Origin of the sequence: Mesorhizobium sanjuanii, from assembly GCF_002529485.1 — a bacterium.
Taxonomy (GTDB): Bacteria; Pseudomonadota; Alphaproteobacteria; order Rhizobiales; family Rhizobiaceae; genus Mesorhizobium; species Mesorhizobium sanjuanii.
In genome coordinates this window covers 1-25,221 of sequence record NZ_NWQG01000018.1, presented here as the reverse complement: position 1 = coordinate 25,221, position 25,221 = coordinate 1, and the positions used below count along the sequence as shown (strand labels likewise).

19 protein-coding genes and 1 tRNA gene are annotated in these 25,221 nt (G+C 61.8%); 17 read left to right on the top strand and 3 right to left on the bottom strand.

Annotation, left to right across the window (positions count from 1 at the left end; genetic code table 11):
- The 6 genes from CN311_RS04070 to CN311_RS04045 all read left to right on the top strand — a co-directional run.
- The coding region (locus CN311_RS04070) for an autotransporter outer membrane beta-barrel domain-containing protein (RefSeq protein ID WP_133117127.1) at nucleotides 1-1,040 on the top strand (1,040 nt) is incomplete at its 5' end.
- Between the two features lie 109 nt (nucleotides 1,041-1,149).
- Nucleotides 1,150-2,220: a cellulose biosynthesis protein BcsN gene (bcsN, locus tag CN311_RS04065; RefSeq protein WP_097572111.1), complete on the top strand. Its 1,071-nt coding sequence runs from the start codon at nucleotides 1,150-1,152 to the stop codon at nucleotides 2,218-2,220.
- Between the two features lie 193 nt (nucleotides 2,221-2,413).
- Nucleotides 2,414-4,609: a UDP-forming cellulose synthase catalytic subunit gene (gene bcsA, locus CN311_RS04060; protein WP_097572110.1), complete on the top strand. Its 2,196-nt coding sequence runs from the start codon at nucleotides 2,414-2,416 to the stop codon at nucleotides 4,607-4,609.
- Entirely contained in the window at nucleotides 4,606-6,933 is a 2,328-nt protein-coding gene (locus CN311_RS04055; protein ID WP_097572109.1) for a cellulose biosynthesis cyclic di-GMP-binding regulatory protein BcsB, read from the top strand. Before bcsA ends, CN311_RS04055 begins: the two co-directional genes overlap by 4 nt.
- Before the next feature lie 53 nt (nucleotides 6,934-6,986).
- Entirely contained in the window at nucleotides 6,987-7,991 is a 1,005-nt protein-coding gene (locus tag CN311_RS04050; protein ID WP_097572113.1) for a family 8 glycosyl hydrolase, read from the top strand.
- Entirely contained in the window at nucleotides 7,988-10,120 is a 2,133-nt protein-coding gene (locus CN311_RS04045) for a tetratricopeptide repeat protein (RefSeq protein WP_097572108.1), read from the top strand. Before CN311_RS04050 ends, CN311_RS04045 begins: the two co-directional genes overlap by 4 nt.
- Before the next feature lie 391 nt (nucleotides 10,121-10,511).
- Here CN311_RS04045 and CN311_RS04040 read toward each other — a convergent pair whose 3' ends face one another.
- Nucleotides 10,512-11,942 (bottom strand): NAD-dependent succinate-semialdehyde dehydrogenase, encoded by a 1,431-nt coding sequence (locus CN311_RS04040; RefSeq protein ID WP_097572107.1) that lies wholly within the window; start codon nucleotides 11,940-11,942, stop codon nucleotides 10,512-10,514.
- A 111-nt stretch (nucleotides 11,943-12,053) separates the two neighbouring features.
- Here CN311_RS04040 and CN311_RS04035 point away from each other — a divergent pair, with 111 nt between their 5' ends.
- The 9 genes from CN311_RS04035 (at nucleotide 12,054) to CN311_RS03995 (ending at nucleotide 21,551) form a co-directional block, all read left to right on the top strand.
- Nucleotides 12,054-12,734, top strand: a complete 681-nt coding sequence (locus CN311_RS04035; RefSeq protein ID WP_097572106.1) for a GntR family transcriptional regulator — start codon at nucleotides 12,054-12,056, stop codon at nucleotides 12,732-12,734.
- 3 nt (nucleotides 12,735-12,737) lie between these two features.
- Entirely contained in the window at nucleotides 12,738-13,730 is a 993-nt protein-coding gene (locus tag CN311_RS04030) for a proline racemase family protein (protein ID WP_097572105.1), read from the top strand.
- A 29-nt stretch (nucleotides 13,731-13,759) separates the two neighbouring features.
- Complete coding sequence (locus CN311_RS04025) at nucleotides 13,760-14,602, top strand: transporter substrate-binding domain-containing protein (protein WP_097572104.1); 843 nt, start codon at nucleotides 13,760-13,762, stop codon at nucleotides 14,600-14,602.
- 74 nt (nucleotides 14,603-14,676) lie between these two features.
- On the top strand, nucleotides 14,677-15,333 hold the full coding sequence (locus CN311_RS04020; RefSeq protein WP_097572103.1) for an amino acid ABC transporter permease: 657 nt from the start codon (nucleotides 14,677-14,679) through the stop codon (nucleotides 15,331-15,333).
- Nucleotides 15,330-16,190 carry an amino acid ABC transporter ATP-binding protein gene (locus tag CN311_RS04015; RefSeq protein WP_097572102.1) on the top strand — a complete coding sequence of 287 codons (861 nt, stop codon included), beginning with the start codon at nucleotides 15,330-15,332 and terminating at the stop codon, nucleotides 16,188-16,190. The genes CN311_RS04020 and CN311_RS04015 overlap by 4 nt, the downstream gene beginning before the upstream one ends.
- An 85-nt stretch (nucleotides 16,191-16,275) precedes the next feature.
- The gene (locus CN311_RS04010) at nucleotides 16,276-17,754 is read left to right on the top strand and encodes an aldehyde dehydrogenase family protein (protein WP_097572101.1); all 1,479 of its coding nucleotides are present in this window, start codon (nucleotides 16,276-16,278) and stop codon (nucleotides 17,752-17,754) included.
- A gap of 15 nt (nucleotides 17,755-17,769) precedes the next feature.
- Nucleotides 17,770-19,464, top strand: coding sequence for a GMC family oxidoreductase (locus tag CN311_RS04005; protein ID WP_097572100.1), 1,695 nt, complete (start codon nucleotides 17,770-17,772; stop codon nucleotides 19,462-19,464).
- A gap of 16 nt (nucleotides 19,465-19,480) precedes the next feature.
- Nucleotides 19,481-20,263, top strand: a complete 783-nt coding sequence (locus tag CN311_RS04000; RefSeq protein WP_064987889.1) for an HpcH/HpaI aldolase family protein — start codon at nucleotides 19,481-19,483, stop codon at nucleotides 20,261-20,263.
- A 22-nt stretch (nucleotides 20,264-20,285) separates the two neighbouring features.
- Nucleotides 20,286-21,551, top strand: a complete 1,266-nt coding sequence (locus tag CN311_RS03995; RefSeq protein ID WP_097572099.1) for an NAD(P)/FAD-dependent oxidoreductase — start codon at nucleotides 20,286-20,288, stop codon at nucleotides 21,549-21,551.
- A 388-nt stretch (nucleotides 21,552-21,939) separates the two neighbouring features.
- Here the strand turns inward: CN311_RS03995 and CN311_RS03990 are convergent.
- A tRNA-Met gene (locus CN311_RS03990) sits at nucleotides 21,940-22,016 on the bottom strand.
- Between the two features lie 238 nt (nucleotides 22,017-22,254).
- Here CN311_RS03990 and CN311_RS03985 point away from each other — a divergent pair.
- Complete coding sequence (locus CN311_RS03985) at nucleotides 22,255-23,220, top strand: Gfo/Idh/MocA family protein (RefSeq protein WP_097572098.1); 966 nt, start codon at nucleotides 22,255-22,257, stop codon at nucleotides 23,218-23,220.
- A gap of 160 nt (nucleotides 23,221-23,380) precedes the next feature.
- Here the strand turns inward: CN311_RS03985 and mnmA are convergent, their stop codons facing one another.
- Nucleotides 23,381-24,571 (bottom strand): tRNA 2-thiouridine(34) synthase MnmA, encoded by a 1,191-nt coding sequence (gene mnmA, locus CN311_RS03980; protein ID WP_097572097.1) that lies wholly within the window; start codon nucleotides 24,569-24,571, stop codon nucleotides 23,381-23,383.
- Nucleotides 24,572-24,842: 271 nt separating this feature from the next.
- Here mnmA and sciP point away from each other — a divergent pair, with 271 nt between their 5' ends.
- Nucleotides 24,843-25,118: a CtrA inhibitor SciP gene (sciP, locus tag CN311_RS03975; protein ID WP_006203587.1), complete on the top strand. Its 276-nt coding sequence runs from the start codon at nucleotides 24,843-24,845 to the stop codon at nucleotides 25,116-25,118.
- The last annotated feature ends 103 nt before the right edge of the window (nucleotides 25,119-25,221 follow it).

Genomic DNA, 25,221 nt, shown 5'->3' with positions numbered 1-25,221 from the left:
AGCGAGCCGTGGCGGGTGCGCTCGCCGACTTGCCGGACGGTGCGATCGTCGATGCCGTCGTTGCTTCGGCGAGTCCATCCGCGGCACGTTCGGCGTTCGATGCGCTTTCGGGCGAGATCTACCCGAGCCTCGCCAATAGCCTGTTGGAAAGCGATGCCGCGCTGCGCGATATCATGCTCGCCCAGGCCAGAAATTCCGCTGCCGAAGATGGTTCCCAGACACGGTCACGGCTATGGTTCGATCCCTACCTGACCGAAATAGCGGGGGGCTCCGACGGCAATGCCGCCAGCAGCCATATAAGTCGCTCCGGTTTTCTCACGGGTGGCGATCTTCAATTGAGTGAAAACTGGCTGCTTGGCCTTGCGGCGGGCTATGGCGAGAGCGATTTCGACGTCAACGCACGCGCGTCGGACGCCAATGTCGACACGCTCAGCATCGGGGCCTATTCGGCATTGGCAGGGTCGGGATTGCGGGGCAGGTTCGGCGGGCTGTACTCTTGGCATGAAATCAATTCCGAACGAAGCATCGCCTTTGGAGCCTTCAGGGACAAAGTCAAAGGCAACTACAATGCGCGCTCCGGACAGGTGTTCGGCGAAATCGACTATCCATTCAAACTTGCTCGGGCCGAAATTGCGCCGTTCGTCAACCTGACCTATGCGCGTTGGGATGCGGATGGCTGGTCCGAAAGCGGCGGTGACGCCGCGCTGGACATCCAGGCCTCGCATCTGGACGGCTTGATCACCACGACCGGATTGCGCATGGGCGCCGAGTTGCCCTGGAGCAGTGATCTGCTGGTCCGGCTCGGGGCAATGGCCGGCTGGCGCTTCACATCGCTTAGCGGCAGCGGAGAGTGGCACCAACTCGCCGGCGCGAGCCCATTCTTTATTGGCGGCGTCCCCGTTGAACGAAACGCTGCTGTGCTCGGCGCCGATCTGCGCCTTGCGTTTCGATCGATGTCGCTGGGCCTTGCCTATGATGGATTGCTGGAGCGCGGCTCCCAGTACCAATCATATAAAGGCTTCCTCACGGTGAAGTTCTGACAAGGGCGAGTTGCAAATTTGACTCGGTTACAGGCTTCTCTTGGGGGCAAGGTTCTTTTGCCGGGATTATTCCTTCGTCAAGCAGCGCGAATCTCATAGCGTCGCATGCATGGACTTCGCCGAGGGTCGCCACGTCTGCCCGGTTTTGAGGGAGCGTCTCGATTCAATTCGAGGCTCTGGCCTGTGGAGAATTGGTGCGGCGTTCGCTCTTAAGATTGCAGGCCTGGCCCTGGTACTGATGCTTGCCGCTTGCGCCCAGCCTCCGCCGCTTGTGAATTCGTCCGGAACGAACCTCGTTTCGACCGAAACGGCTTTTGCGTTTCCCGCGCCAGGCGGCCCTGCAATCACCGCCGTCATCGAGCGGCGATTCACCAATGCCACTCAGCAGGACATTCTGCTCTCGACGTCGGCGCGTACGCCCGGCCAGAACATGTTGAGGGTTCAGTTGTTTGGGCCGGTCGATACTTCGGCTGCCGGGGAAACCCGGCTTCGCGACGGATTCCTTCCGATCGGCGATGTCGGCTCGGAGATGCGGCGGCTGCTGCCGGGCATCCGGATGTTGCGTTCGCCCTATTATGTCCAGAACAAATATGGGCCGTTTGGCTATGCCGCGGGGCGCTCGGCATCGGGTGACACCTGTCTTTACGGCTGGCAGCGCATAAGCTCAACCGGCATGACCCAAACCTGGGTGGGGAACAGAGGCTCGATCCAGGTTCGTCTTCGTTTGTGCGACCAGAGTGCATCCGAGCAAAGACTTCTCGACGTCATGTATGGCTATACGATCACCTCGTCCTTCAAGACGCGCAACTGGAATCCGTATGGCGAGCCCGCCGCGCCAGATGCATCCCTTGGCAAAGCAGGGCAGCCGATCTACCCCGTTGGTATTTCGCGTTTCGAGACTGTAACCGGGTCGCCGCCCGCCGCGCAGCCGAGACAGTCAAATGACGGCGTGTATCGCACCCAGAGGCAGGCGTCGGTAGAGCCACCTCCAGCTCCCTCGCAGCCAGCGTCCGTGGGGCCTGTCGTGCCACCGCCGCCGGGAGCGGAGAGTGCCAACTCCCGAATGCCGGCTTCGTCCGTAGCGCCTCCGGTCTCCGCGGCGGATACCGTCGGGAAGGGCACTGTGCCGATCGTGCCGCCGCCGCCTTGCGTGGCTGACGCGGCGGGCGGGTGCAAATAAGCCAGTTTACCATTCGCTAACCATACCGAGAACGGGCATGGGCCATGAAGCCGAAATCAACCATTACGTGTTCGGATGCATGGTCGCTGCGAGTGGTGGCGCACCCCACAAAAGCTGGGAACGCAGGGGGCGCAGCCGGGGACCGGGACGCGATTGGACCGACAGGTGCAAGCGTCCGAATGTAGAGGCATGAATGCAGAAGTTCCTCAGCGTCGTTCAATGGGCCTTGGCATCGGTGTGCGTGCTCACACTTGTGACGCTGCCCATCAGTCTGGAAACCCAACTGGTTGCCGGCATGTGCGTGCTCGTCGCCATGATGGTGCTGAAGCTCGTGCGACCGGATGGCATCTGGCGGCTGGTTGCCCTTGCTTTCGGCACAGCCATCGTCATGCGCTATGTGTACTGGCGTACGACAAGCACGCTGCCGCCGGTCAACCAGCTGGAGAACTTCATTCCCGGTTTGATGGTCTATCTCGCGGAAATGTACAGCGTGCTGATGCTGGCGCTCAGCCTTTTCGTCGTGGCGCTGCCGCTTCCCTCGCGACCGTCGCGCGCCAATTCCGGCGATCGTATGCCCTCGGTCGACGTCTTCATTCCCACCTACAACGAAGATCCGGACCTGCTGGCCAACACGATGGCCGCAGCCAAGGGCATGGATTATCCAGCCGACAAATTCAATGTCTGGCTGCTCGATGATGGTGGAACCGTTCAGAAGCGGAACTCGGACAAAATCGGCGACGCCAACAATGCGGAGCGGCGCCATGCTCAATTGCAAAAGTTGAGCGCCGAGATGGGCGTGAACTACCTGACGCGCGATCGCAACGAACATGCAAAGGCCGGCAACCTCAATAACGGACTCTCAAAGTCGACGGGTGAGCTCATCGCCGTGTTCGATGCGGATCATGCGCCGGCACGCGATTTTCTCAAGGAGACAGTCGGCTATTTTGATGAAGATCCGAAGTTATTCCTCGTCCAGACGCCGCATTTCTTCCTCAATCCAGACCCAGTCGAGCGAAACCTTCGCACTTTTGAAAAAATGCCGTCCGAAAATGAGATGTTCTACGGCATCATTCAGCGTGGCCTCGACAAATGGAACGCGGCTTTCTTCTGCGGATCGGCGGCGGTGCTGCGCCGTACGGCTCTTGCGGAAACCGGCGGCTTCAGCGGCGTCAGCATCACCGAAGACTGCGAGACCGCGGTCGAACTGCACGCGCGTGGCTGGCATAGCGTCTATGTCGACAAACCGCTGATTGCCGGATTGCAGCCGGCAACCTTCGCCAGTTTCATCGGCCAAAGAAGCCGCTGGGCGCAGGGCATGATGCAGATACTGCGATTCAGATTCCCGCCGCTCAAGCGCGGCCTCTCAATTCCGCAGCGTCTTTGCTACATGTCGTCAACCCTGTTCTGGCTGTTCCCGTTCCCGCGGACGATCTTCCTGATCGCGCCGCTGTTCTACCTGTTCTTCGACCTGCAGATATTCACCGCGTCCGGCGGCGAGTTCATGGCCTATACGCTCGCCTACATGATCGTGAACCTGATGATGCAGAACTATCTCTACGGCGCTTTCCGCTGGCCATGGGTCTCGGAGCTCTATGAATATGTCCAGACGGTGCATCTGCTCCCCGCCGTGATTTCCGTGATCCTGAATCCGAGGAAACCGACATTCAAGGTCACCGCAAAGGATGAATCGATAGCGAGGAGCCGGCTATCGGAAATCGGAAAGCCGTTTTTCGCCATCTTCGGTGTCCTGCTCGCCGGCGTGGCGATGACGGTCTACAAGGTTTACACCGAGCCATACAAAGCGGATGTCACACTGGTCGTGGGGGGCTGGAATCTGCTCAACCTGATCATCGCCGGCTGCGCGCTGGGCGTGGTCTCCGAACGGGGAGAGCGCGCGGCCACGAGACGCGTCAAGGTCAGCCGTCGCTGTGATTTCCAGGTCGCCGGGAAATGGCTACAGGGGACAATCGAGAATGTGTCGGCAAACGGCGCCCGCGTGCTGGTCTTCGGTGCCGAGCTTGAGGATCTCGTGATCGATGCCAAGACTGGAATTCGGTTCAAATTGTTCTCCGACGGGACTGAAGCCGTCTTGCCGGTGTCGATACGAAACTTCGAGCGGACAACGGACAGCATCGCGATCGGATGCCTCTACCTGCCGACCGAAGCCGTTCATCATCGGCTTGTCGCCGACCTGATCTTCGCGAACTCAAAGCAGTGGGAACAGTTCCAGCTGTCGCGCAGAGGCAATCCGGGGTTGCTGCGGGGGACGTTCTGGTTCCTGAGGCTGGCGATCTACCAGACCTACCGCGGCCTGGTTTACTTCTGGCGTGACCTGCGCGGACAGGACAACATAAAGCCCATCGGACAACTCGCGGAGAAGCGGCAATGAGAGCCGTTTTCGCGTCGGTTGCATTGCTTCTGCTGGCGGTATCGCCGGCAGTCTCCCAAACCAGCCCGTTCGACATGTCCCCCGAAAAGCCGGCTGTTCCCGCGCCTGCTCAACCGACAGGAGTGGCGCCAGCCCAAAATGACAGCGCGCCGATTGCAGCGGCGGCACCGCAGCCGGCCGCCTCGCTGGTACGGCGCTATATCGTGCCATTCACCGAGCTGGTGCTTTCGGGGGAGTATTCGCAGCGCTCCTGGTCCCTCTTTCTCACGCCGGAACAGGCTGCCGCGAAGGCAGAGCTGCATCTCGTCTATCAAAATGCTGTCGTCGTCGCCCCCGAGGCGTCGCGTCTGAAAATATCCATTAATGGCAGCGAGCTGGTCGATGCGCCGATCGCCTCGTCGGAGAATGCCTCCGACATCTCTGTGAACATACCCGCGAACCTGCTGCACGCCGGGATGAACGACATAGCGATATCCGCGCTCCAGAGGCACCGTACGGATTGCACCATTGAATCGACCTACGAACTGTGGACGCAGATCGACACGGCCAAGACCTTTCTTTCATTTGACGGTCCCGACGCGGGGCGTTGGAAGCGCGTCGACGATCTGCGCGCGATCGGCGTGGACGAAAGTGGCGCAACGACCTTCAACCTGATTGTTCCGTCAATGGGACAAACAATCTCGACGTCACCGGCGGTGCGCCTGGGTGAGGCACTGGCGCTGATGGCCAGTATGCCGAACCAGTCCTTCGACGTCAGCGAGACCGGATCGTCAGTCGCCAAACCCGGCATGGCGACCATAGTCCTGGGGCCAGCATCGGAGCTTTCCAATGTGCTGGCGACAGTTCCCCCCGCCGCCGAAACCGGTCCGGTGGCAACATTGATCGACGATCCCAAGCTTGGTCCTTCCATACTGGTGGTGAGCGGCCCCACCTGGCAGGCAGTCGATATGGCGATCGACGACATTGCCAAGCAAGTCGACCGGCCTGCAGGCAGCCTGCGGACGAGCCTGTCGACCCGGACATGGCGGATGCCGGATGTGCCATTGCTGTCGAGTGCCAGCCGATTGAAGTTTTCGGAGCTTGGCATGAATACGTTGGAATTCTCAGGACGAAGGGTACGCACCGATTTCGCGGTCGGGGTTCCCTCCGACTTCTATGCCAACGCCTATGGCGAAGCGACGATCCTGCTGGATGCCGCCTATTCGCAGGACGTGCTGCCCGGGAGCCACATCGACGTCTATGTCAATGACAATATTGCCGCCACGGTGCCGATCACGACCTCCGGTGGCGAAATTCTGCGGCATCTGCCGATCAAGGTCACCATGCGGCACTTCAGACCGGGCGACAACGTCATTGCGCTTGAAGCCGTTCTCATGACCCGGGCCGACGCAATATGCGCGCCCGGCGCGACGGCGCAAGGCGGCCAGCGCTTCGTGATTTTCGACAGCTCCGAGTTCGCCGTGCCCGACTTCGCGCGAGTGGCCAGGACGCCCGATCTTGCAGGTATCAGCGGCACCGGCTTCCCCTACAACCGTTCGGAATACACGTTGCCGCTGATCATGGACCGTACTCAACCGGAGAGCGTTTCCGCCGGGGTCACGCTGCTGGCGCGCATGTCGGTCGCAGCCGGACGCCTCATCGCCGTGGACTCCCTGACCGCGGCCACCGCCGTGGCGGACAGGAACGCTCTGTTCATCAGCGCGATCTCGCAAGTCCCCCCGACAGTATTGGCGCAGGTCGGCGTTTCGAATGATGCCTCCTCGACATGGGGGGAAACCGTCGCATCGATTCGTCCGAACACCGAAGCGACATTCGACCGATGGCGCGAAAGGCTGCGCGACAGTGGTTGGCGCGGCCAGATCGGCTCGCTTCAGGATTGGCTGACAAGGACCTTCAACATATCCATGAATTCATTTCGGATCTTCCCAGGCCCCGCAGCCGAATTCACGCCGCAAGGCAGCGCCAGCCTGGTCGTCGCGCAGGAAGCCAGCCCGGCGGGTTCCGGCACATGGACGCTCGTTACCGCTCCGACGGTCGGTGCTCTGCGGGATGGTGTCCGTTCGCTGACGGAACAGGGTACCTGGCGGCAGATGGAAGGACACATCACAACCGTCGACGCCAGCGACGACAAGGTTGTCACCGTGCCAGTCACGCGTTTCAATTTCGTCGAAACGCAGCCATTTTCAATCTGGAACTATCGCCTGATCGTCGCCAACTGGCTATCCGCCAATGCGCTGTCCTATGCTGTCGTGCTGACCTTGCTGTCGATCTTGCTGGGCTTTGCAACCGCCGGACTGCTTGGCGCGCTGGGACGGCGCAGGTGACACGTTCGGCGCGGGCGTTGCTTGTTGTTCTTGCCGGCGCCCTGCTTGTCGTGATGGCGCAATCCCGGGATGCTCGATCGGCTGGAGCAATTACGGCGAAGGAATGGACCCTTTACAAGGAAAAGTTTCTCGACCCGAGCGGAAGAATCATTGACAACGCCAATGGAAAGATCAGTCACAGCGAAGGTCAGGGGTACGGGCTGCTATTGTCCTATCTTGCCGATAACAGGGGTGATTTCGATCGCATCTGGGCATTCACCCGCACGGAGATGCTGGTGCGGAACGATGGATTGGCTGCCTGGAAATGGGATCCGGCGGCGACCCCGCACGTAGCCGACACCAACAATGCCAGCGATGGCGACGTGCTGATCGCTTACGGTCTGGCGCTCGCAGGGGCTGCCTGGCAGCGCCCTGACCTCAGCGCTTCGGCACGCAATATCGCGGTCGCGCTGGCTGCCGGTGGATTGGAAACGGTGGGCGACCTTGTTCTGCTGAAGCCGGGCAATTCGGGCTTCGCCGCCAGTGACCGCAAGGACGGCCCCGTCGTCAACCCGTCCTACTGGGTGTTCGAAGCGTTTCCGGTATTGGCCGAGTTGGTGCCGGACGGGCCCTGGCGGGAAGTCGACGACAGTGGCAAGGCCTTGCTGGCGGCTTCGATGAAAATCGGGGTATCAAGCCTGCCGCCGGATTGGGTGTCCTTGAAGGCCAAACCTCGTCCTGCCGATGGGTTTCCCCAGGAATTCAGCTACAATGCCGTGCGAATCCCGCTTTACCTTGTCCGTTCAGGCAATCGCGACCGGGCGTTGCTGGAACCATTCATGACCCAAATGCCCGATCAGAAGGGGCGCGTGCGTATCGTCAACATTGCCACAGGCCAAACACGTCAATTGCTTGACGATGCCGGCTATCGCATCATCCCCGCCCTGGTCTCCTGCGTCCTCGACGGGACACCGCTGCCCGATGACATGCGGTCGTTCACGCCGACCGACTACTACCCTTCGACCTTGCAGTTGCTGGCGCTGTCCTATGCAAGGCGCCACAAGCCGGATTGTCTATGAAACCGGTGGTGTTCATAGCCGCCGGCGTGGCGCTGCTTGGCGCGGTCGTTCTCCGAGACGCCGGCTATTTCGGTGGTGGGGCTTCGATTCCCGATACCGATCGTCCCGCTACCGGCAATGCTCAATCCGAGGCGGGATATTCGTCTGTTGCGCAGCAAGCGCCCGCAACGACGGCTCCTGCCAAGCCCAACAGTGCGCGTGCTGCGTCGCCGAAGGTCGACGAGACCGCGCTCCGCTATTTTGCCTCCAAGGGCGATACCAAGCGGCTGGAGGCTGAGATTGCCCGGCTGAGAGCCCTCTACCCGCAATGGACGCCTCCGGAAAATCCCTTGGCCGTGCAGGAAGTGGGCGACCTGCAACTCGACCAGATGTGGAAGCTCTATTCCGAAGGCAAACTCGCCGAGGTACGAAAGGCGATAGCCGACAGACAAACCGCGCAGGCCGGCTGGCAGCCTCCAGCGGACCTGCTCGACCGGCTGGCGGTCGCGGAAGCCAGGGAACAACTCATCAACGCCTCCAATTTAAAACAATACGAGGCCGTCATCCGGATTGGCTCAACCAGTTCAAGTCTGCTGACATGCGGCGATGTCGATGTGCTCTGGCGCGTGGCCGAAGCCTTCGCGCACACACAACGTGAGGACCGGGCGCGCGACGCCTACCTCTATGTGCTGAACAATTGCAAGAAACCCGAGGAACGCATAGCCACAGTACAGAAGGCGTTGCCGCTGCTGTCGCGGCCAAATCTCGAGCAGCTTCTGGCCACGGAGCAGAAGACGGCCGACGGCAAGGGGGAATTTTCGGCGATACGCGGCGATATTGCCAGACAGAGCCTTGCCGACGCCGACGCGGACCCGAAGCTGGTTGTCGCACCAGCCGATATTGCGACTGTGAAAGCGCTGGCGACCGAAGGCGGGTTGCCGTCCGACGCCCTTTTGCTGGGCTGGTATTACGTCCGCCGTGACAACCCGAAAGATGCGGAAGAATGGTTTCGAAAGGCCCATGACAAGGAAGACACAGCCGGCGCATCGCAAGGGCTAGCGCTTGCGCTGATCAACCAGAATCGCCCTGCAGAGGCCGAGCAAATCCTCTTTTCTTGGCGCGATACGAACGAAGATGTGCGACGCGTCTATCTGGCTGCGGTAGCGAACCTCCTGGCTGTCACGCCGCCGCCGCCCCTCAGCACTGAAGTCCTGCAGCGGATGGTTCAGGAAGTCTACGCCGCCAAGGATGCCGCGTCCGCACAACAGCTCGGCTGGTACGCCGACGGGTTGGACCAATGGCAGACGGCCGCGCAATGGTTCAAGCTCGCGCTCGACTGGAAGCCCGACGACGAGCCTTCTGCCTACGGCCTCGCGCTGACCCGCTGGAAAATCGGCGACAAGGCCGGTGCGCGGGAAATACAGGCGGCTTGGGCGGGACGCTCGGAACGCATACCGACGGTCGGCGAGCGCAGCATCGAGACGGCGGCCGTCGGAAAAGACGCGGGGACAGAACCGCGCGCGCGACAGCCGGTGATTCAGAGTCGCCCTGAGGATCAGGCGAGAACATATCAGCCAAGATCTAATCGAAATGACGCACAAGCGAGCCCTCGTGCCAGAGCCAAGCGGCAGAATCGAGGCTGCTCGAGCACCATCGATCCAGCGTCATTGGCTCCCGTCGCAGCGCTTACGCGCGGCTGGTGCCTCATGGAGGCAAACAGGCCGGTTGAAGCCGCGGCAGCCTTTGAAATCGCGCTAGGCGGTTCCGGCAAAACCCGCTCCGACGCCGCGTACGGGCAAAGCCTGGCCTATTTGCGTGCCGGGCTTTCCGACATGGCGGCAGTGGCTGCCTCCAAGGCTCCTTTGGATGCCGACCGCAGGGTCCAAGTACAAACCGCGCTTCTGGAAGCCCAAGCGACAACCGCCTTCGATCAGGGGCGATATGTCGAGGTCCTCATGGCGTTGGATGAGAGGTCGCGCATTGCGCCCGAGCGCACCGGCCTGATGGTGCTGCGCGGCTACGCATATCTGAAACTGCGGCGGTTCGGCGATGCGGAACAGGTTTTTCGTGCGGCCGCAGGCACCGGGAATCGGGATGCTTTGAAGGGGCTGAACGATGTCAGGGTGACCCGCGACGCTAAAATTCAGTGACGAGCCATCAGAGTTCGCTTCGCCAGCCTTCGAGACGTTCGTCGCTGAGGAGTTCCTCCGCGATGCAACGTGAAAGAGAGGTCCCGCCTCGCTGGCACAGATGGTATGTTGCGAACGCCTGAAGTGATGCGCCCCCCCGTTTGCCGAGACGATCGGTGCCTAGCGACTTCGGCTGAAGGCTCAAGATTGCTCGAAGGCGCTCGCCATTAGGCCGATCTCGGCCGATCGGGCTGCCAAGTCGCGCAGGAATTGTCGGCTCCATGTTGCGGACGCAATTGCTCCTCGCCAGTTCGACGGGGTAAGCGCGACCGCCAAGATCGATAGGACCTAGAAGTCAAGCACCGCGGAGCGTCCCGACTGGCTTCCGGAGACTGCCATCGATTGCCGCACTCTACATCTCGGTCACGAACTTGGTCCGAAGATAAGCGTCGAGGCCTTCGATGCCGCTTTCCGACCCATAGCCGGATTCATTAACGCCGCCGAATGGCGTTTCCGGTGTCGACACCATCATATGGTTGACGCCGACCATTCCGGCTTCCAGCGCCGCCTCGGTCTTTTGGGCAAGAGTGAGATTGCGGGTGAAGACAAAGGAAGCCAGTCCGTACGGCAGCGAATTTGCCCGCTCGATCATGTCGTCGAAGGTCGAGAAGGTGGTCGTCGGCGCGATCGGCCCGAACGGTTCCTCGGACATGATACGCGCCGTGTCGGGCACGTCTTTCAGCAATGTCGGAGCATAGAAATAGCCCTTGTTGCCGACACGTTTGCCGCCGGTGATGACAGTCGCGCCTTTTGCCGTTGCATCGCTGACGAAAGCGTCCATGGCATCGAGCCGCCGTGGCGCAATCATCGGTCCCATCTGCACAGCGCTGTCGAGACCGTCTCCAATCCTGAGCTTTTCGGCGCGCGAGGCAAACCCGTCGATGAAGCGGTCACAGACGGCCTCGTGCACGTAAAAGCGCGTTGGAGAGGTGCATACCTGGCCGGCATTGCGGAACTTGAAGGCGACGACCGTATCGAGCGTCTTGTCGAGATCGGCGTCCTCGTAAACGATGACGGGGGCGTGGCCGCCCAACTCCATGGTGCAACGCTTCAACGTATCCGCCGCCTGTTTCTGCAACAGCTTCCCAACGGCCGTCGAGCCGGTCAGCGAGACCTTCTTTGGGATCGGCGACGCGATCAGATAGGACGAGACCCTGGCAGGCTCGCCGAACACGATGTTGAGCACGCCTGCCGGCAGTCCGGCGTCCTGGAAGCAGCGGGCAATGGCGACCGCGGTTCCGGGTGTCTCCTCCGCCGGCTTCAGGATGATCGAGCAGCCGGCGCCGAGCGCGCCGGAAATCTTGCGAATGACGTTGCTGGCCGGAAAGTTCCAGGCAGCGAAGGCGACAACGGGCCCGACCGGTTCCTTGAACACCATCTGCCGCACGCCGGGCAGCCGGGCAGGAACGATGCGCCCATAAGCGCGCTTGCCTTCCTCTGCGTACCAGCGGGTCGCGTCGGCGGCGAACTGCACCTCGCCAGTGGCCTCGGCGAGCGCCTTTCCATTCTCCATCGTCAGTGTGCGAGCGATGATATCCTTGCGCTGCTCGATCAAGTCGGCAGCCTTGTTCATGATCGCCCAGCGCTGCATCGCGGTCATGGTCTTCCACAACTTGAAGCCTTTGGCCGAAGCGGCGAGAGCGCGGTCAAGATCGGCTTCCGTGGCATGCGGCACGGTTGCCAGCACCTCCTCGGTGGCAGGGTTGATCAGTGGCTCGGTCTTGCCGTCCGCCCCTTGGCTCCATTCGCCATCAATCAACAGCTCGATCTTTTCTGGATACATTTCTGGCCCTTTCAAATCCGGTGGTCAGGGGCAATCCGCAAGCGGATTGCCCGTCAAAAGAAGATGACCGCCATGGCTTGACTTGTACAGTGTATACAATATGGTGTCGACATGATTTTGGCGCGTATCCAAAAATTGTCGGCAGCCATCCCTGAGAATCTCGCCGAGATGCTCGAGGAAGAGATCATCTTCGGCCGGCTCAAGTCCCGGGAGCGATTGACCGAGGAAATGGTCGCTGAGCGCTATGGTGTCAGCCGGTCGCCGGTGCGTGAAGCCTTGCGGCTGCTTGAGCGCGACGGCCTGGTGATGCGCGAGGCAAGGCGCGGTATCTGGGTCTCGCCGATGTCGCAGCGTGACTTCGATGAAGTCTATATGTGCCGCATCGAGCTGGAAGGGCTGGTCGCCAAGCAGGCCGCCGAATCCGCCGACATCGCGAAGAAAGCCGAGTTCAAGGTACTGCTGTCCGAGCTGAAGGAAGCACAGTCCAGGAACGACGCCCGGCAGTTCTTCATCGTCGACGTGCGTGGATCCTTCCTGACCTACGATCTTGCCGGCAACAAGACGCTGACGCGCCTGCTCGGCGGCTTGGAGAAGCAGGCCTTGCGCTATCGTTATCACGCCTATGAGCAGGATCCGAAGATCATCCAGCTTTCCCTGGACGACACGGCTCGCATCTATGACGCGATCACCGCGGGCGATGGCGAGAACGCCAAGGCGATGACCGAAAACCTCATTCGGGAAATCTGGCAGAGCATGCGAGCCGGCATTCGCGACGCCTTCGGAGAGGGCTAGTTCGTGTCAACCTTCTCGTCAGCGTTCAGCGTCATCGATTCCCACACGGCCGGTCATCCCACGCGAGTCATCCTGAGCGGTGTCCCGAAGCTCGCCGGTTCGAGCGTGCGGGAGAAACGGGACCATTTCCGCCAGCGCTTCGACCATCTTCGCCCGGCGCTCCTGCATGAGCCGCGCGGCCATGCGGCCATGGTCGGTCTTGTGCCGGTTGCCTCGGATGCTGCCGACTACGGCGCCTTCTTCATCTCGTCCTATGTCTATCTCGACATGTGCGGTCACGGCACGATCGGCTTTGCCAGGACGTTGGCCTTCACCGGGCAGATCTCCGCTGAAACCGGCGACAGCTTCACGTTGGAAACGCCGGCCGGGATCGTCACGGTTCATCTGAACTGGAACGAAGACGGCTCGCTCGATCGGGTTCGAATCGCCAATGTCCCAAGCTATGTCGGGCTCGAGCAACTGAGCGTTGCCGTCGAGGGTGTCGGCGAGGTCGATGCGGCAATCGTCTATGCCGGCATGTGGTATGCGCTTGTGGATGCGGCTTCGCTCGGATTGAAGCTCGTCCCCGACAGCGCGTCAGCCCTGATGCAAGCCGGCGCCAGGATCAAGGGCGCGATCAGGGCGGCGACGCAGGACATGCCGCTGTTCGTCGGCGCTGTAGCGCCAAGCGTGCTTTTCTACGATGCCGACAGCGAAAACTCGGCGACGCATTTCCTTGTCCTGGAGTCCAACAAGTTCGACCGCTCGCCCTGTGGCACCGGGACCTCGGCACGGCTCACATATCTGCTGCAGAAGGGGCTGATCGGCCCCGACCAGACCTATCATGCCAGGAACATCCTTGGCATTCCGTTCGAGGCACGCCTGCAAGGCCGCGCCCAGGTCGAAGGCCGGGAGGCGATGATTGTCGAGATCGAAGGCGCCGCCTTCATAACCTCGACCCAGACCATCTTCTTCGAGAAAGGCGATCCTCTCTCGCAGGGATTCTTATGCCGCTAACCAACCAATAACTCAGAAAGGGGAATGAAATGAAACTCACAGTCATTCGTACGTTCATGGCCGCCTTGACCATTGGCCTCGGCCTGCTCTCGGCGCCGATCGCCGCTTCCGCGGACGACAACCCATCCGCTGTCATCGACCAGATCCGCGCCAGCGGCGTGCTGAAGGTGCCGGTGATGACCGGCGAGGAGCCGGGCTACATCAAGGACCCGGCCACGGGCCAGTGGAGCGGCTTCTACTACGAGTTCCTGGGCGAGATCGCGACCCAGCTCGGCGTCAAGCTCGAGCCTGTCGAGACGACCTGGGGCAATCTGGCGGCCGACTTCCAGTCCAACAAGATCGATATCGCCATCGGCGTCAATCCGAACCCGAAGCGCGGCCTTGTCGTCGACTATTTGTGGGAGCCGCTGTTCACCGATGCCTGGGCCGTGCTGACGCCTCCCGGCAAGCCGGTCAAGACCTGGGCCGAGCTCAACTCACCCGACAAGACCGTGGTCGTGCAGAAGGGCAGCACGATGCAGGTCGTCGCCGAAGCCCTGCTGCCGAAAGCCAAGATCACGCCGGTGGAAGATCGCGGCCTGGCGCTGATGGAACTCCAGGCTGGCCGCGCCGATGGCGTTGTGCTTTCCATCTTCGATGCGCTGCAGATCACCAACCAGAAGATCGGCAATGTCTCGCTGCCGGAGCCGATCCTGCGCAATCCGGCAACGCTTGCCGTCGCACGCAAGCCCGGCAATGCCGGCTACATCAACTTCCTGACCAACTGGATCCTGCAGGAGCGTTCGCTCGGCCTTGCGCAGGGCAAGCTTGCTCGATCGTGGGAAGCCCGCGGCATCGACCTGTCGATCCTTCCGGCAGGGTTCTCCTTCTGATCGCAACAGCCTGACCGCCGCCTGGTGCGGCGGTCAGGCCACCACTGGACGTGTATCGAACCAGTGAGGACGCCATGTTCGACTATACAGTCATAACCAACAATATCGGGCTGCTCTGGCAAGGCCTCCTGATGACGCTCTACTTCACCGTCATCACGATCGCTGCCGGCATGCTGATCGGCCTGTTCGTCGGGCTCATCCAGCTGAGCACATTTAAGCCGCTGGTGATCCTCGGCCAGATCTATGTCGAGTTCTTCCGCAACATTCCGCTGCTCGTCACGCTTTTGTGGGTCTATTACGCCTTCCCGATCTTCGCCGGCATCAATGTCACCAAATTCTGGGCCGGCTTCATCGGGCTCAGCTGCTACGTCGGTTCCTTCTACGCCGAGATCCTGCGCGCCGGCGTCCAGTCGGTCGATCCGGGCCAGACGGACGCGGCGACCGCGATCGGCATGTCCTATGGCCAGCGCATGCGCCGCATCATCCTGCCGCAGGCCTTTCGCAAGATGATCCCGCCCCTGGCTGGCCAGTCGATCATCCAGATGAAGAATACGACGCTGCTGTCGATGATAACGGTCCCGGATCTTCTCTATCAGGCCAGCTACATCAGCAGCTTCACCTATCGGCCGATGGAAGTATACACCGCCGTCGGCGTCATCTTCCTGATCATCCTGGTTCCGCTAACGCTGCTATCCCGGAAACTCGAAAAGAGCGGGGCCAGCGTAAAATGAGCATCACCCAATCGAATGCCCCCGCGCCGGAGAACGACGGCAAGCCAGTGCTGCAGCTGGACGGCATCTGCCTTAAGTTCGGCGACAAGCGTGTGCTGAATGGCATCGATCTATCGGTCGTGGAAGGCGAAGTGGTGGTGCTGATCGGCGCCAGTGGATCGGGAAAGACCTCGCTGCTGCGCTGCATCAACCTGCTCAACGTGCCGACCAGCGGCAGCATCGTCATCGATAACGAGACGCTGTTCGACAGGCAGGCCGATGGCAAGGGCGCCCAGATACCGGCCCAGGAAGTCAACCGCATCCGCTCCAACACCGGCATGGTCTTCCAGCAGTTCAATCTGTTCCCGCACATGACGGCGCTGGAAAACGTCATGGAAGGTCCGGTCGTCGTCAAAAAGGAGCCAAAAGAGCAGGCACGTCAAAAGGCGCTGCAACTGCTCGACCTGATGGGGTTGGCGCAGCACGTGCAAAAGTATCCGCGCCAGCTTTCCGGTGGTCAGCAGCAGCGCGTCGCGATCGCCCGGGCCATGGCCATGCAGCCGAAGGTGATGCTGTTCGATGAGCCGACCTCGGCGCTCGACCCGGAACTGGTCGGCGAAGTCATGAAGGCGATGGTCGAACTGGCCAGGAGCGGCATGACCATGGTGGTCGTCACTCACGAACTGGGCTTCGCATTCGAGATCGCCGATCGGGTGGTGTTCCTTGATCAGGGACTGGTCGCGGAGCAGGGGCCGCCATCCAAAGTACTGCTGCATCCTGAACATCCGCGCCTGAAAAGTTTTGTCGGACGCTTCCATGAATCGGCGGATCTGCTTCGTCCGTTCCTCGAGGCACGCGAGGCAGAGAAGGCGTGCTGAAGACGCGCCTTCTTCACGCACAGCAATCAAGCGGACATCGTCGAATGCGCCCCCTTTCGAGCTGGCCGCAAAAGGAAAAAGTTCAATGACACTGAGTTTCGATCCCGCCACAATAACCATCCCGAGGGGCCATCATATCGGTGGGCAATTCGTCGAATTGCCCGGCACGGAAATCGAAGTCCTCAGACCTTCCGATCTCCAGCCCATGGGTCTTGTCACCGATGGCGGTGAAGCGGCGGTGCAGCTAGCGGTCGATGCTGCAAAAAGGGCGCTGGTGCAAAGCCACTGGTCGAAGATCGCGCCGCGCGATCGCGCCGCCGTGCTGTTGCGTTTCGCGGCATTGATCGAACAGAACGCAACCTATCTCGGGCAGCTGGAGGCGATGGGGTCGAGCCGGCTGATTTCGATGACAATTGTCCGCGACGCGGTGCGCACCGCTGGCGTCGTGCGCTACTACGCCGAGTTCTGCGACAAGATCGAAGGCACGGTCACCTCGACCGAGGCGAACGCAGTCAGCATCGTCAAGCATGAGCCCTATGGCATTGTCGGCGCGATCGTTCCCTGGAACTTCCCGATGATCACCGCCGCCTGGAAATTCGCGCCGGCGCTGGCCGCCGGCAATGCGGTGGTGATGAAGACTTCCGAATTGACCCCCCACAGCCTTCTCGCCCTGGCGGAGCTTGCGGCCAGGGCCGGTGTTCCCGCCGGCCTGTTCAATGTCGTCAACGGCTACGGCCACACGACGGGGGCGGCGATCGTGCGCCATCCCGATATCCTGAAAATCTCGTTCACCGGCTCGACGCAGACAGGTGCCGCGATCATGACGCTGGCGGCCCAGTCCGGCATCAAGCCGGTCACTCTCGAGCTTGGCGGCAAAAGTCCGCAACTGGTGCTCGCCGATGCTGGGGATATCGACGTAGTGGCCGGCCGTGTCGCGGCGGCTTTCATGGACAATGCCGGCCAGGTCTGTACGGCGGGCTCTCGGCTGATCGTCGAGGACAAGATTGCTGACGAACTCGTCGAGCGCGTGGTCGCCCGGACCAAGGCGATCAAGGCCGGACCAACCTGGGACGAGGCGACCACCTTCGCGCCGATCATCAGCCGCAAACAGCTCGATCGCATCGATACGATGGTGCGTGCCAGCGTCAGCGAGGGCGCCTCGGTGGTCACCGGCGGCATGGTGCTGGAAGGTCGCAACGAGGGCAGTTTCTATACACCGACGATCCTGGAGAACGTCGCCGACGACAATATCGGTTTCAAGGAAGAGTTCTTTGGTCCGGTGCTGACGGTGCGCAGCTTCACCGACCTGGAAGAGGGTCTCGCCCTTGCGGCGCATCCGGTCTATGGGCTCGCCGCCAGCGTTCACACCACGGATTTGAAGAAGGCGCTCAAGGCGGCGGATTCGATCGAGGCCGGCATGGTCTGGATCAACCAGCACGGACGCGGCCCGGAGTTCACCTACCCGGCCGGCGGCTACAAGGGTTCCGGCTTCGGCAAGGATATGGGCCGTGCCGGTATCGAGGCGTTCCTGCGCCAAAAGGCCATCTGGGCCAACTACGCCTGAAGCGAGCGCACGCCAATGCAATTCGACTACATCATCGTCGGCGGCGGCTCGGCGGGCGCCGTGCTCGCCAGCCGCCTCTCGGAGAACGGCGCGAAGCAAGTCGCGCTTTTCGAAGCCGGACCCGACACACCGCCGGATGACGTCCCGGAGGTGATCGCCGACAGCTATCCCGGCCTTTCCTATTTCGACCCGAAATACCATTGGACGGAACTGCGCGTCTTCAACCGCTCGCCGAAACAGAACGCGCAAGTGGTCAAGACGGCCAAGCTCGAACAGGCCAAGGTGATGGGCGGCGGCTCCAGCATCAACGGCCAGTTCGCCGTGCGCGGTATGCCGCATGACTATGACGAATGGGAAGGTCTCGGCCTGCCCGGCTGGGGATGGGACGGCATGCTGCCCTATCTCAAGAAGCTGGAACGCGATCTCGATTTCGATGGCGAACTTCACAACAAGAGCGGACGGATTCCGATCCGCCGCGTCTTTCCGCAAGACTGGGCCGGCTTCACCAGATCCGTCCTCAGCGTGACGGAAAGCGAGTACCCCTACCGGCCGGACTACAATGGAAGTTTCGAGGATGGCTCGTTCCCGCTGCCTTTGTCGAACGAGAATGACCGCCGCGTCTCGACCGCAATTGGCTATCTCGACGCCGAGGTGCGGGCCCGCAAGAACCTGCACATCTTCGCCAATGCCTTCGTTGAGCGATTGGTGACCGAGGGAACGCGCATCACCGGCGTCGAGGTCACGATCGCTGGCCGCGCAAAGATCTACAACGCCAACGAGACGATTGTTTCAGCCGGCGCCTTGCATTCGCCAGCGATCCTGCTTCGTGCCGGCATCGGGCCGGCGGCGCAGCTGAAGCGGCTGGGCATTGACCTGGTCGCCGATCGCCCCGGCGTCGGTGAGAACCTGACCGATCATCCGCATCTAGCCGTCGGCGCGCATTTCAAGAAATCCGCACGGCTCAAGCCCGGTCAGCGGCGCCATATCTTCCTGGGTGTGAGATACTCTTCCAACTATGCCGGCTGCCATCCCGGCGACATGCTGCTGATGCCGGTCAACCGTGCCGGCTGGCATCCGCTCGGCAAGGCGATGGGCGCGCTCAATGTCTGCGTCAACAAATCCTATTCGCGGGGCACAGTCACCTTGAAGTCGGCGGTCCAGACCGATGAGCCGATCGTCGATCTGAACATGGCCTCCGACGGTCGCGACCTGATGCGCCTGGTCGATGGCTTCAGGCGCATCTGTAAGATCATGCAATCGCCCGATGTCCAGCAGCACGTCAACACATGGTTCCTGGCCGGCTACAGCGACGAGGCGCGTGCGCTCAGCGTCCGCAAGCCATCGAACTGGGTCAAGACCGCGACCGCGGCCTACCTCTTTGATTACGCGCCGTTCTTCCGCGAGACCTTGCTCAAGCGCAAGTTTGGCACCACCGATCGCATCCAGGCGATGCTCGGGAATGAAGAGCTGATCGCCGACTGGGTCAAGCAGTCCGTCTGGTCGGGCTGGCATGTGTCGGGCACCTGCAAGATGGGCGCCGACAGCGACCCGCTGGCGGTGCTCGATGCCGAGTGCCGCGTGCGCGGCGTGCAGGGCCTGCGCGTCGTCGATGCCTCGATCATGCCAACCATCGTTGCCGCCAACACCAACATCACCACGATCGCCATCGCTGAAAAAGCGGCGGACCTGATTTTGAATTCCCGACAATAGCAAAGGACCTCAAGCTATGCGCAAGAACAAGGTGAAGGACATCTGGGCCGCCGGCGGCGAAGTGGTGACGGGCTGGCTCGGCATTCCGTCGTCGATCTCGGCGGAACTGATGGCTCAGCAGGGCTGGGACGCATTGACCGTCGACCTCCAGCATGGCGCGACCGACTATGTCGACGCCGTGCCGATGCTGCAGGCGATCTCAACGACGGATACGACGCCAATGGTGCGCGTGCCGTGGAACGACCCTGCGATCATCGGCAAGGTGCTCGATGCCGGCGCCTATGGCGTGATCTGCCCGATGGTCAACACCGCCGAGGAAGCGGACGCCTTCGTCAAGGCCTGCCGCTACTTTCCCAAGGGCGGTCGCAGCGTCGGGCCGCTGCGCGCCTCGCTCTACGCCGGCGCCGACTATTTCCAGCATGCCAACGACACCATCATCACCATGGCGATGATCGAGAGCGAGCAGGCGGTGAAGAACCTGGAAGACATACTGAAGACACCGAACCTCGACGCCATCTTCGTCGGCCCGTCGGACCTTGCGGTGACCATGGGCGAGGCGCCCGGTTTCGATCCGCGCTATCCGGCCGTCTACGAGGCGATCGAATACATCGCCGCCAAGTGCAAGGAAGCCGGCGTCATTCCGGGCATCCATTGCGGTTCGGTCGCCTACGGCGTCGACATGCGCAAGCTGGGCTATCGCTTCATGGCCTATCTCTCCGACTTCCGCATGCTGCAGCAGATGGTGGCGCGGTCGCTGCCGGCCTTCCGCGCCGGCACGCCGAGCGCGATCGCGCCCTGATCGGCACAACGGATCGATCGCCATGGCATCGACAGGCACGCCGCGCGGCAAGGTGACGGTCATCGGCGCCGGCATCATCGGCGTCTGCACCGCGAACTACCTGCTCGAGCAGGGTTTTGCCGTAGAGGTGGTCGATCCGGCCCTGCCGGGCTCACAGGAGCAATGTTCCTTCGGCAATGCCGGCGGCATCTGCCCGGGATCGTGCATTCCGAACTCGATGCCGGGCGTGCTTGGCAACGTGCCGAAATGGCTGATGGATCCGGAAGGTCCGTTGATCGTGCGGCTGGCCTATCTGCCGCACGCGCTACCTTGGCTGCTGCGCTTCCTGGCCGCGAGCCGCAAGCCGCGTGTCGAGGAGATATCGGCAGCCATGCGCTCGCTGCACCGCTACACGTTCGAGTGCTACGAGCCGCTGGTCAAGGCCGCCGGCTGCGAGGATCTTCTACAGAAGCGCGGCCAGCTCTTCGTTCATGAGACGGCCGACGGACCGTCGAAGGGTGCCTACGGCCTCGGGTTGCGGCGCGAGCATGGCGTCAAGGTGGACATCCTCTGTGCGGACGAAATTCGGCAACTCGAACCGGCTTTGGCGCCGATCTTCAAGAGTGCGGTCTACCTGCCCGAGCAGGGACAGTGCCCCAATCCGGGCCGGCTTGTCGCCAAGCTCGCCGAACATGCGGCACGTCAGGGCGCCCGCTTCGTCAGGGCAAAAGTGCTCGGCTTCGATATGGGCGCCAACGGTCCCTCGGCGCTGCGGCTTGAAGGTGGCAGCTGCATGCCGGTCGAGACCGTGGTGCTGTGCGCCGGCGCCTGGTCGGGCGACCTTGCTCGCAAGCTCGGCGACCACATTCCGCTGGAGAGCGAGCGCGGCTACCATGTTATGGTGAAGGGGGCCGACACCGGCCTGCGCATCCAGACCATCTCGGCCGACCGCAAGTTCGTAGCGTCGCCGATGGAAGATGGTCTGCGGATCGCCGGCAATGTCGAATTCGCCGGCCTGAAGGCGCCAGCCAACATGAACCGGGCGGACGTTCTCCTGAAGCAGGCGCGGCCGATGTTCCGGAAACTGGAGGTCGGCGAGGTCACGCGCTGGATGGGGCATCGGCCGGGAACGCCCGACAGCATTCCCGTCATCGACTGGGCGTCGCGGGCAAAAAACGTCATCTACGCCTTCGGCCACGGCCATCAGGGCCTCATTGGTGGCGCCGTCACCGGCAAGATCGTTTCGCAGCTCGCCGCCGGTCTGCCGCCGGCCATCGATCTCACGCCTTTCCGGGCGGATAGGTTCTGATTATTCAGGACACCGTGTTGTTGCAGCGGGCCTGCCGTTCTTGCATGAGGCGACCACGCCTCCAGGCATCGGACCAGTGACAGCACGCGACCTTTTGAACTTGACCGCGCAGGAATGTTCGGACTTGGCTGATTTCTGTGATCGGCAATCCCGATTGTGGAGGGCTCTGTCCAACACGCCGACGGACGAGTGCGGCAAGATCATCGCCGACCAAACGGGGTTGGGCGTGATGGACTTGTCTTGTTTGCTCATGTCGCGTGGACCCGCCGATAGTCGCAGGAAACCCTTGGAAATCAACGGTAGCTGCTTGCAACATGGTGCGACACACAATCGGCCAGCTTTGAGAGCTGGCCGATTGCCAAGCGGTTGACTTTACTTAAGAAATGACTGGTAGCGGGAGAGGGACTTGAACCCCCGACCCCAGGATTATGATTCCCGTGCTCTAACCAACTGAGCTACCCCGCCAGGGCGACGAAAGGCCCGAAATCCGCCTCAAATCGAAGGCATGTCGAGGCATTCGCCAAGGTCGCGCGGATATAAGGTTGGGACACCAAGCCTGTCAAGCATCGATGCAGCCGGCATGCCGTCATATTGGGGGTCGCCGAAATGCTTTGCCGGGCAGACATTCGAGCTGAGCTACCGGGGTTGAGTTCGACGAGGCACGTCGCTATGTCTCGGCCACGAAAGTCATGGTCTGAAATTGATGAAACCGCGCATTGCAGTCCTCGGGTGCGGATACTGGGGCAGCAACCACATCCGCACCCTCAAGGCGCTCGGCGCGCTGCACGCGGTTTCGGACGCCAACCCTGCCCGTGCCGAAGGATTCGCCAGCGAGCAGGATTGCCTGGCGATCGAGCCCGAGGCGCTGTTTGGCCGCAAAGACGTCGATGCCATCGTCATGGCGCTGCCGCCGCAGTTCCACGCCGACATGGCGGTGCGCGCCGTCGAGGGCGGCAAGGATGTGCTGGTGGAAAAGCCGATCGCGCTGACGGTGGCCGACGCGGAGCGCTCTGTGAAGGCCGCGGCCGACAATGGCCGCGTCTTCATGGTCGGCCATGTGCTGCGTTTTCATCCCGCTTTCGAGACGCTGAAGGCGCTGATCGACAATGGCGAGCTCGGCGAGGTGCGCTACATCCACTCGCACCGGCTAGGGCTTGGCAAGTTCCATACCGAAAACGACGCGTTGTGGGATCTTGCGCCGCATGATCTGTCGATGATCCTGGCGATCACCGGCTCGGAGCCGGTCGAGGTGCGCGGCGAAGGGGCTGCCCTGCTCGACAGGCTCAGCGACTTCGCGCATCTGCACATGCGCTTTCCCAACGGCCTGCGCAGCCATCTCTTCGCCTCGCGGCTCAATCCCTACCGCGAGCGGCGGCTGACCGTGGTCGGCACCAAGGCGATGGCGGTGTTCGACGATGTCGAGCCGTGGGAGCGCAAGCTTGCCGTCTACCGCCACGCGGTATGGCAAGACAGCGGCCAATGGGCCTTCACCGCCAACGAGCCGTCCTATGTGGCGGTCGGGGAAGGCATGCCGCTGACGCGGGAGCTCGAACATTTCATCCAGTGCATCGAGACGCGGGCGGAACCCCGCACCAGTGGCGAGGAAGCCATCAGGGTGCTGCGCATCCTGACCGCCGGCACGGTCGCCCATACCGGATCGCCTTCCTGAGAGACCGTTTCGAAATTCGCTCTGGCGGCCATCTGATGGCGTTTTCTGCGCTTCCGGTGCCGACGGACCCAAATGTCCGCTGCGCTCCGGTTCTCGAATCCACCACCATATGACTCGCCAGAGAGAATTTCGAAAAACGGTCTCTAGCGGCGCCGTTAGTCTATTCGGCGGGAACCTGCGCCGGCCGGGCCGCAAGCCGATTCAGCATCGCCTCGGCTTCGGCGCCGCGCTCGGAACGCTCGATGAAGCCGCCGCCGAACACGCGGGCCTCGTTGCCGTCGTCGGAATAGAGCACGCAGGCCTGGCCCGGCGCGATGCCGGACTCGCCGTCGACCAGTTCGACAAAGGTGCTGCCGGCCCGATGGTGCAATATCGCCGGGCGCGGCGGGCGCGTCGAGCGGACTTTGGCAAACAGCTCCAGCCCGGCCGCCGGAATGTCGGACAGCGGGCCGTCGCCTAGCCAGTTCATGTTGCGCAGGTAAATCTTGTGCGTCTCCAGCGCCTCGCGCGGACCGACAACGACGCGGGCACGGTCGGCATCGAGATGGACGACGTAGAGCGGCTCACCCGAAGCAATGCCGATGCCGCGGCGCTGGCCGATCGTATAGCGCAAAATGCCCTCATGGCGGCCGAGCACACGGCCGTCGATATGGACGATGTCGCCCGGGTTGGCGGCGGCCGGCTTCAGCTTGGCGATGATGTCGGAATATTTGCCCTGCGGCACGAAGCAGATGTCCTGGCTGTCCTGCTTGGCGGCAACGTTAAGCCCCATTTCCTCGGCAATGGCGCGAACCTGCGGCTTCGACAGGCCGCCGAGCGGAAAGCGCAGATAGTCGATCTGCGGCTGCGTGGTGGCGAACAGGAAATAGCTCTGGTCGCGATCCGCGTCGACCGGCCGGTAGAGCGCGCGATGGGCGCCGTTGGCGCCGGAACGGATGTAGTGGCCAGTGGCCAGCGCGTCGGCGCCAAGCTCCTGTGCGGTCGCCAGGAGGTCGGCGAACTTCACTGTCTGGTTGCAGGAGACGCAAGGGATCGGCGTTTCGCCGGCCACATAGCTCTCGGCGAACGGATCGATCACCGCCTTGCGAAAGCGTTCCTCGTAATTGAGCACATAATGCGGAATGCCGAGCGTCTCGGAAACGCGGCGGGCATCGTCGATATCCTGACCGGCGCAGCATGAGCCGGCCCGGTGCGTTGCCGCGCCATGATCGTAGAGTTGGAGCGTAACGCCGACGACATCATAGCCTTCGCGCTTCAAAAGACCGGCGACAACGGACGAATCGACGCCGCCCGACATGGCAACGACGACGCGGGTGTTTTGCGGGCTTCCGGGAAGGTCGAGGCTGTTCATGGTTCTTTCGTTCTGCGCGGCGCCCGATTGACGGCGCCTGAATGCCAATGGCCGGAATATAGGTCAAGCACTTCGGGTGCGCCAGCTTTGCAGCGGCGCCGATTTTTGCGAGCAAATCCGCGTTTGCCTGCGGGTATCTCAAATGCCGACGAAAACACTAACGCGGCGTTCATGATCCTTACCTAGCTATTAGGGTTCGCTTAGGCAATTTTTAAAGCTGTGGCGGTAATGTGGTGGGGATTGGGTCTTTGAGTTTTTAGTAGAGAGTACGATGACCGATCTAGTTCGACCGCGAGTCAAATATGTTATCGGGCCCGACGGCAGCCCTCTTACGATCGCCGATCTACCGCCGACGAACACACGTCGCTGGGTTATCCGGCGCAAGGCGGAAGTGGTTGCTGCGGTGCGCGGCGGGCTTTTGAGTCTTGAAGAAGCTTGTCAGCGCTACAAGCTGACCACCGAGGAATTCCTGTCCTGGCAGGCATCGATCGATGAATACGGCCTTGCCGGGCTGCGCACGACGCGCATCCAGCAATATCGCCATTAGAGCGCCGTGCGTCCAAATGGACGCACAAAGGACGCTCTAACACCCTGGATTTGCTGCATCGTGCTTTCGGAAAATCGATTCCGATTTTCCGGCCGATGCAGTA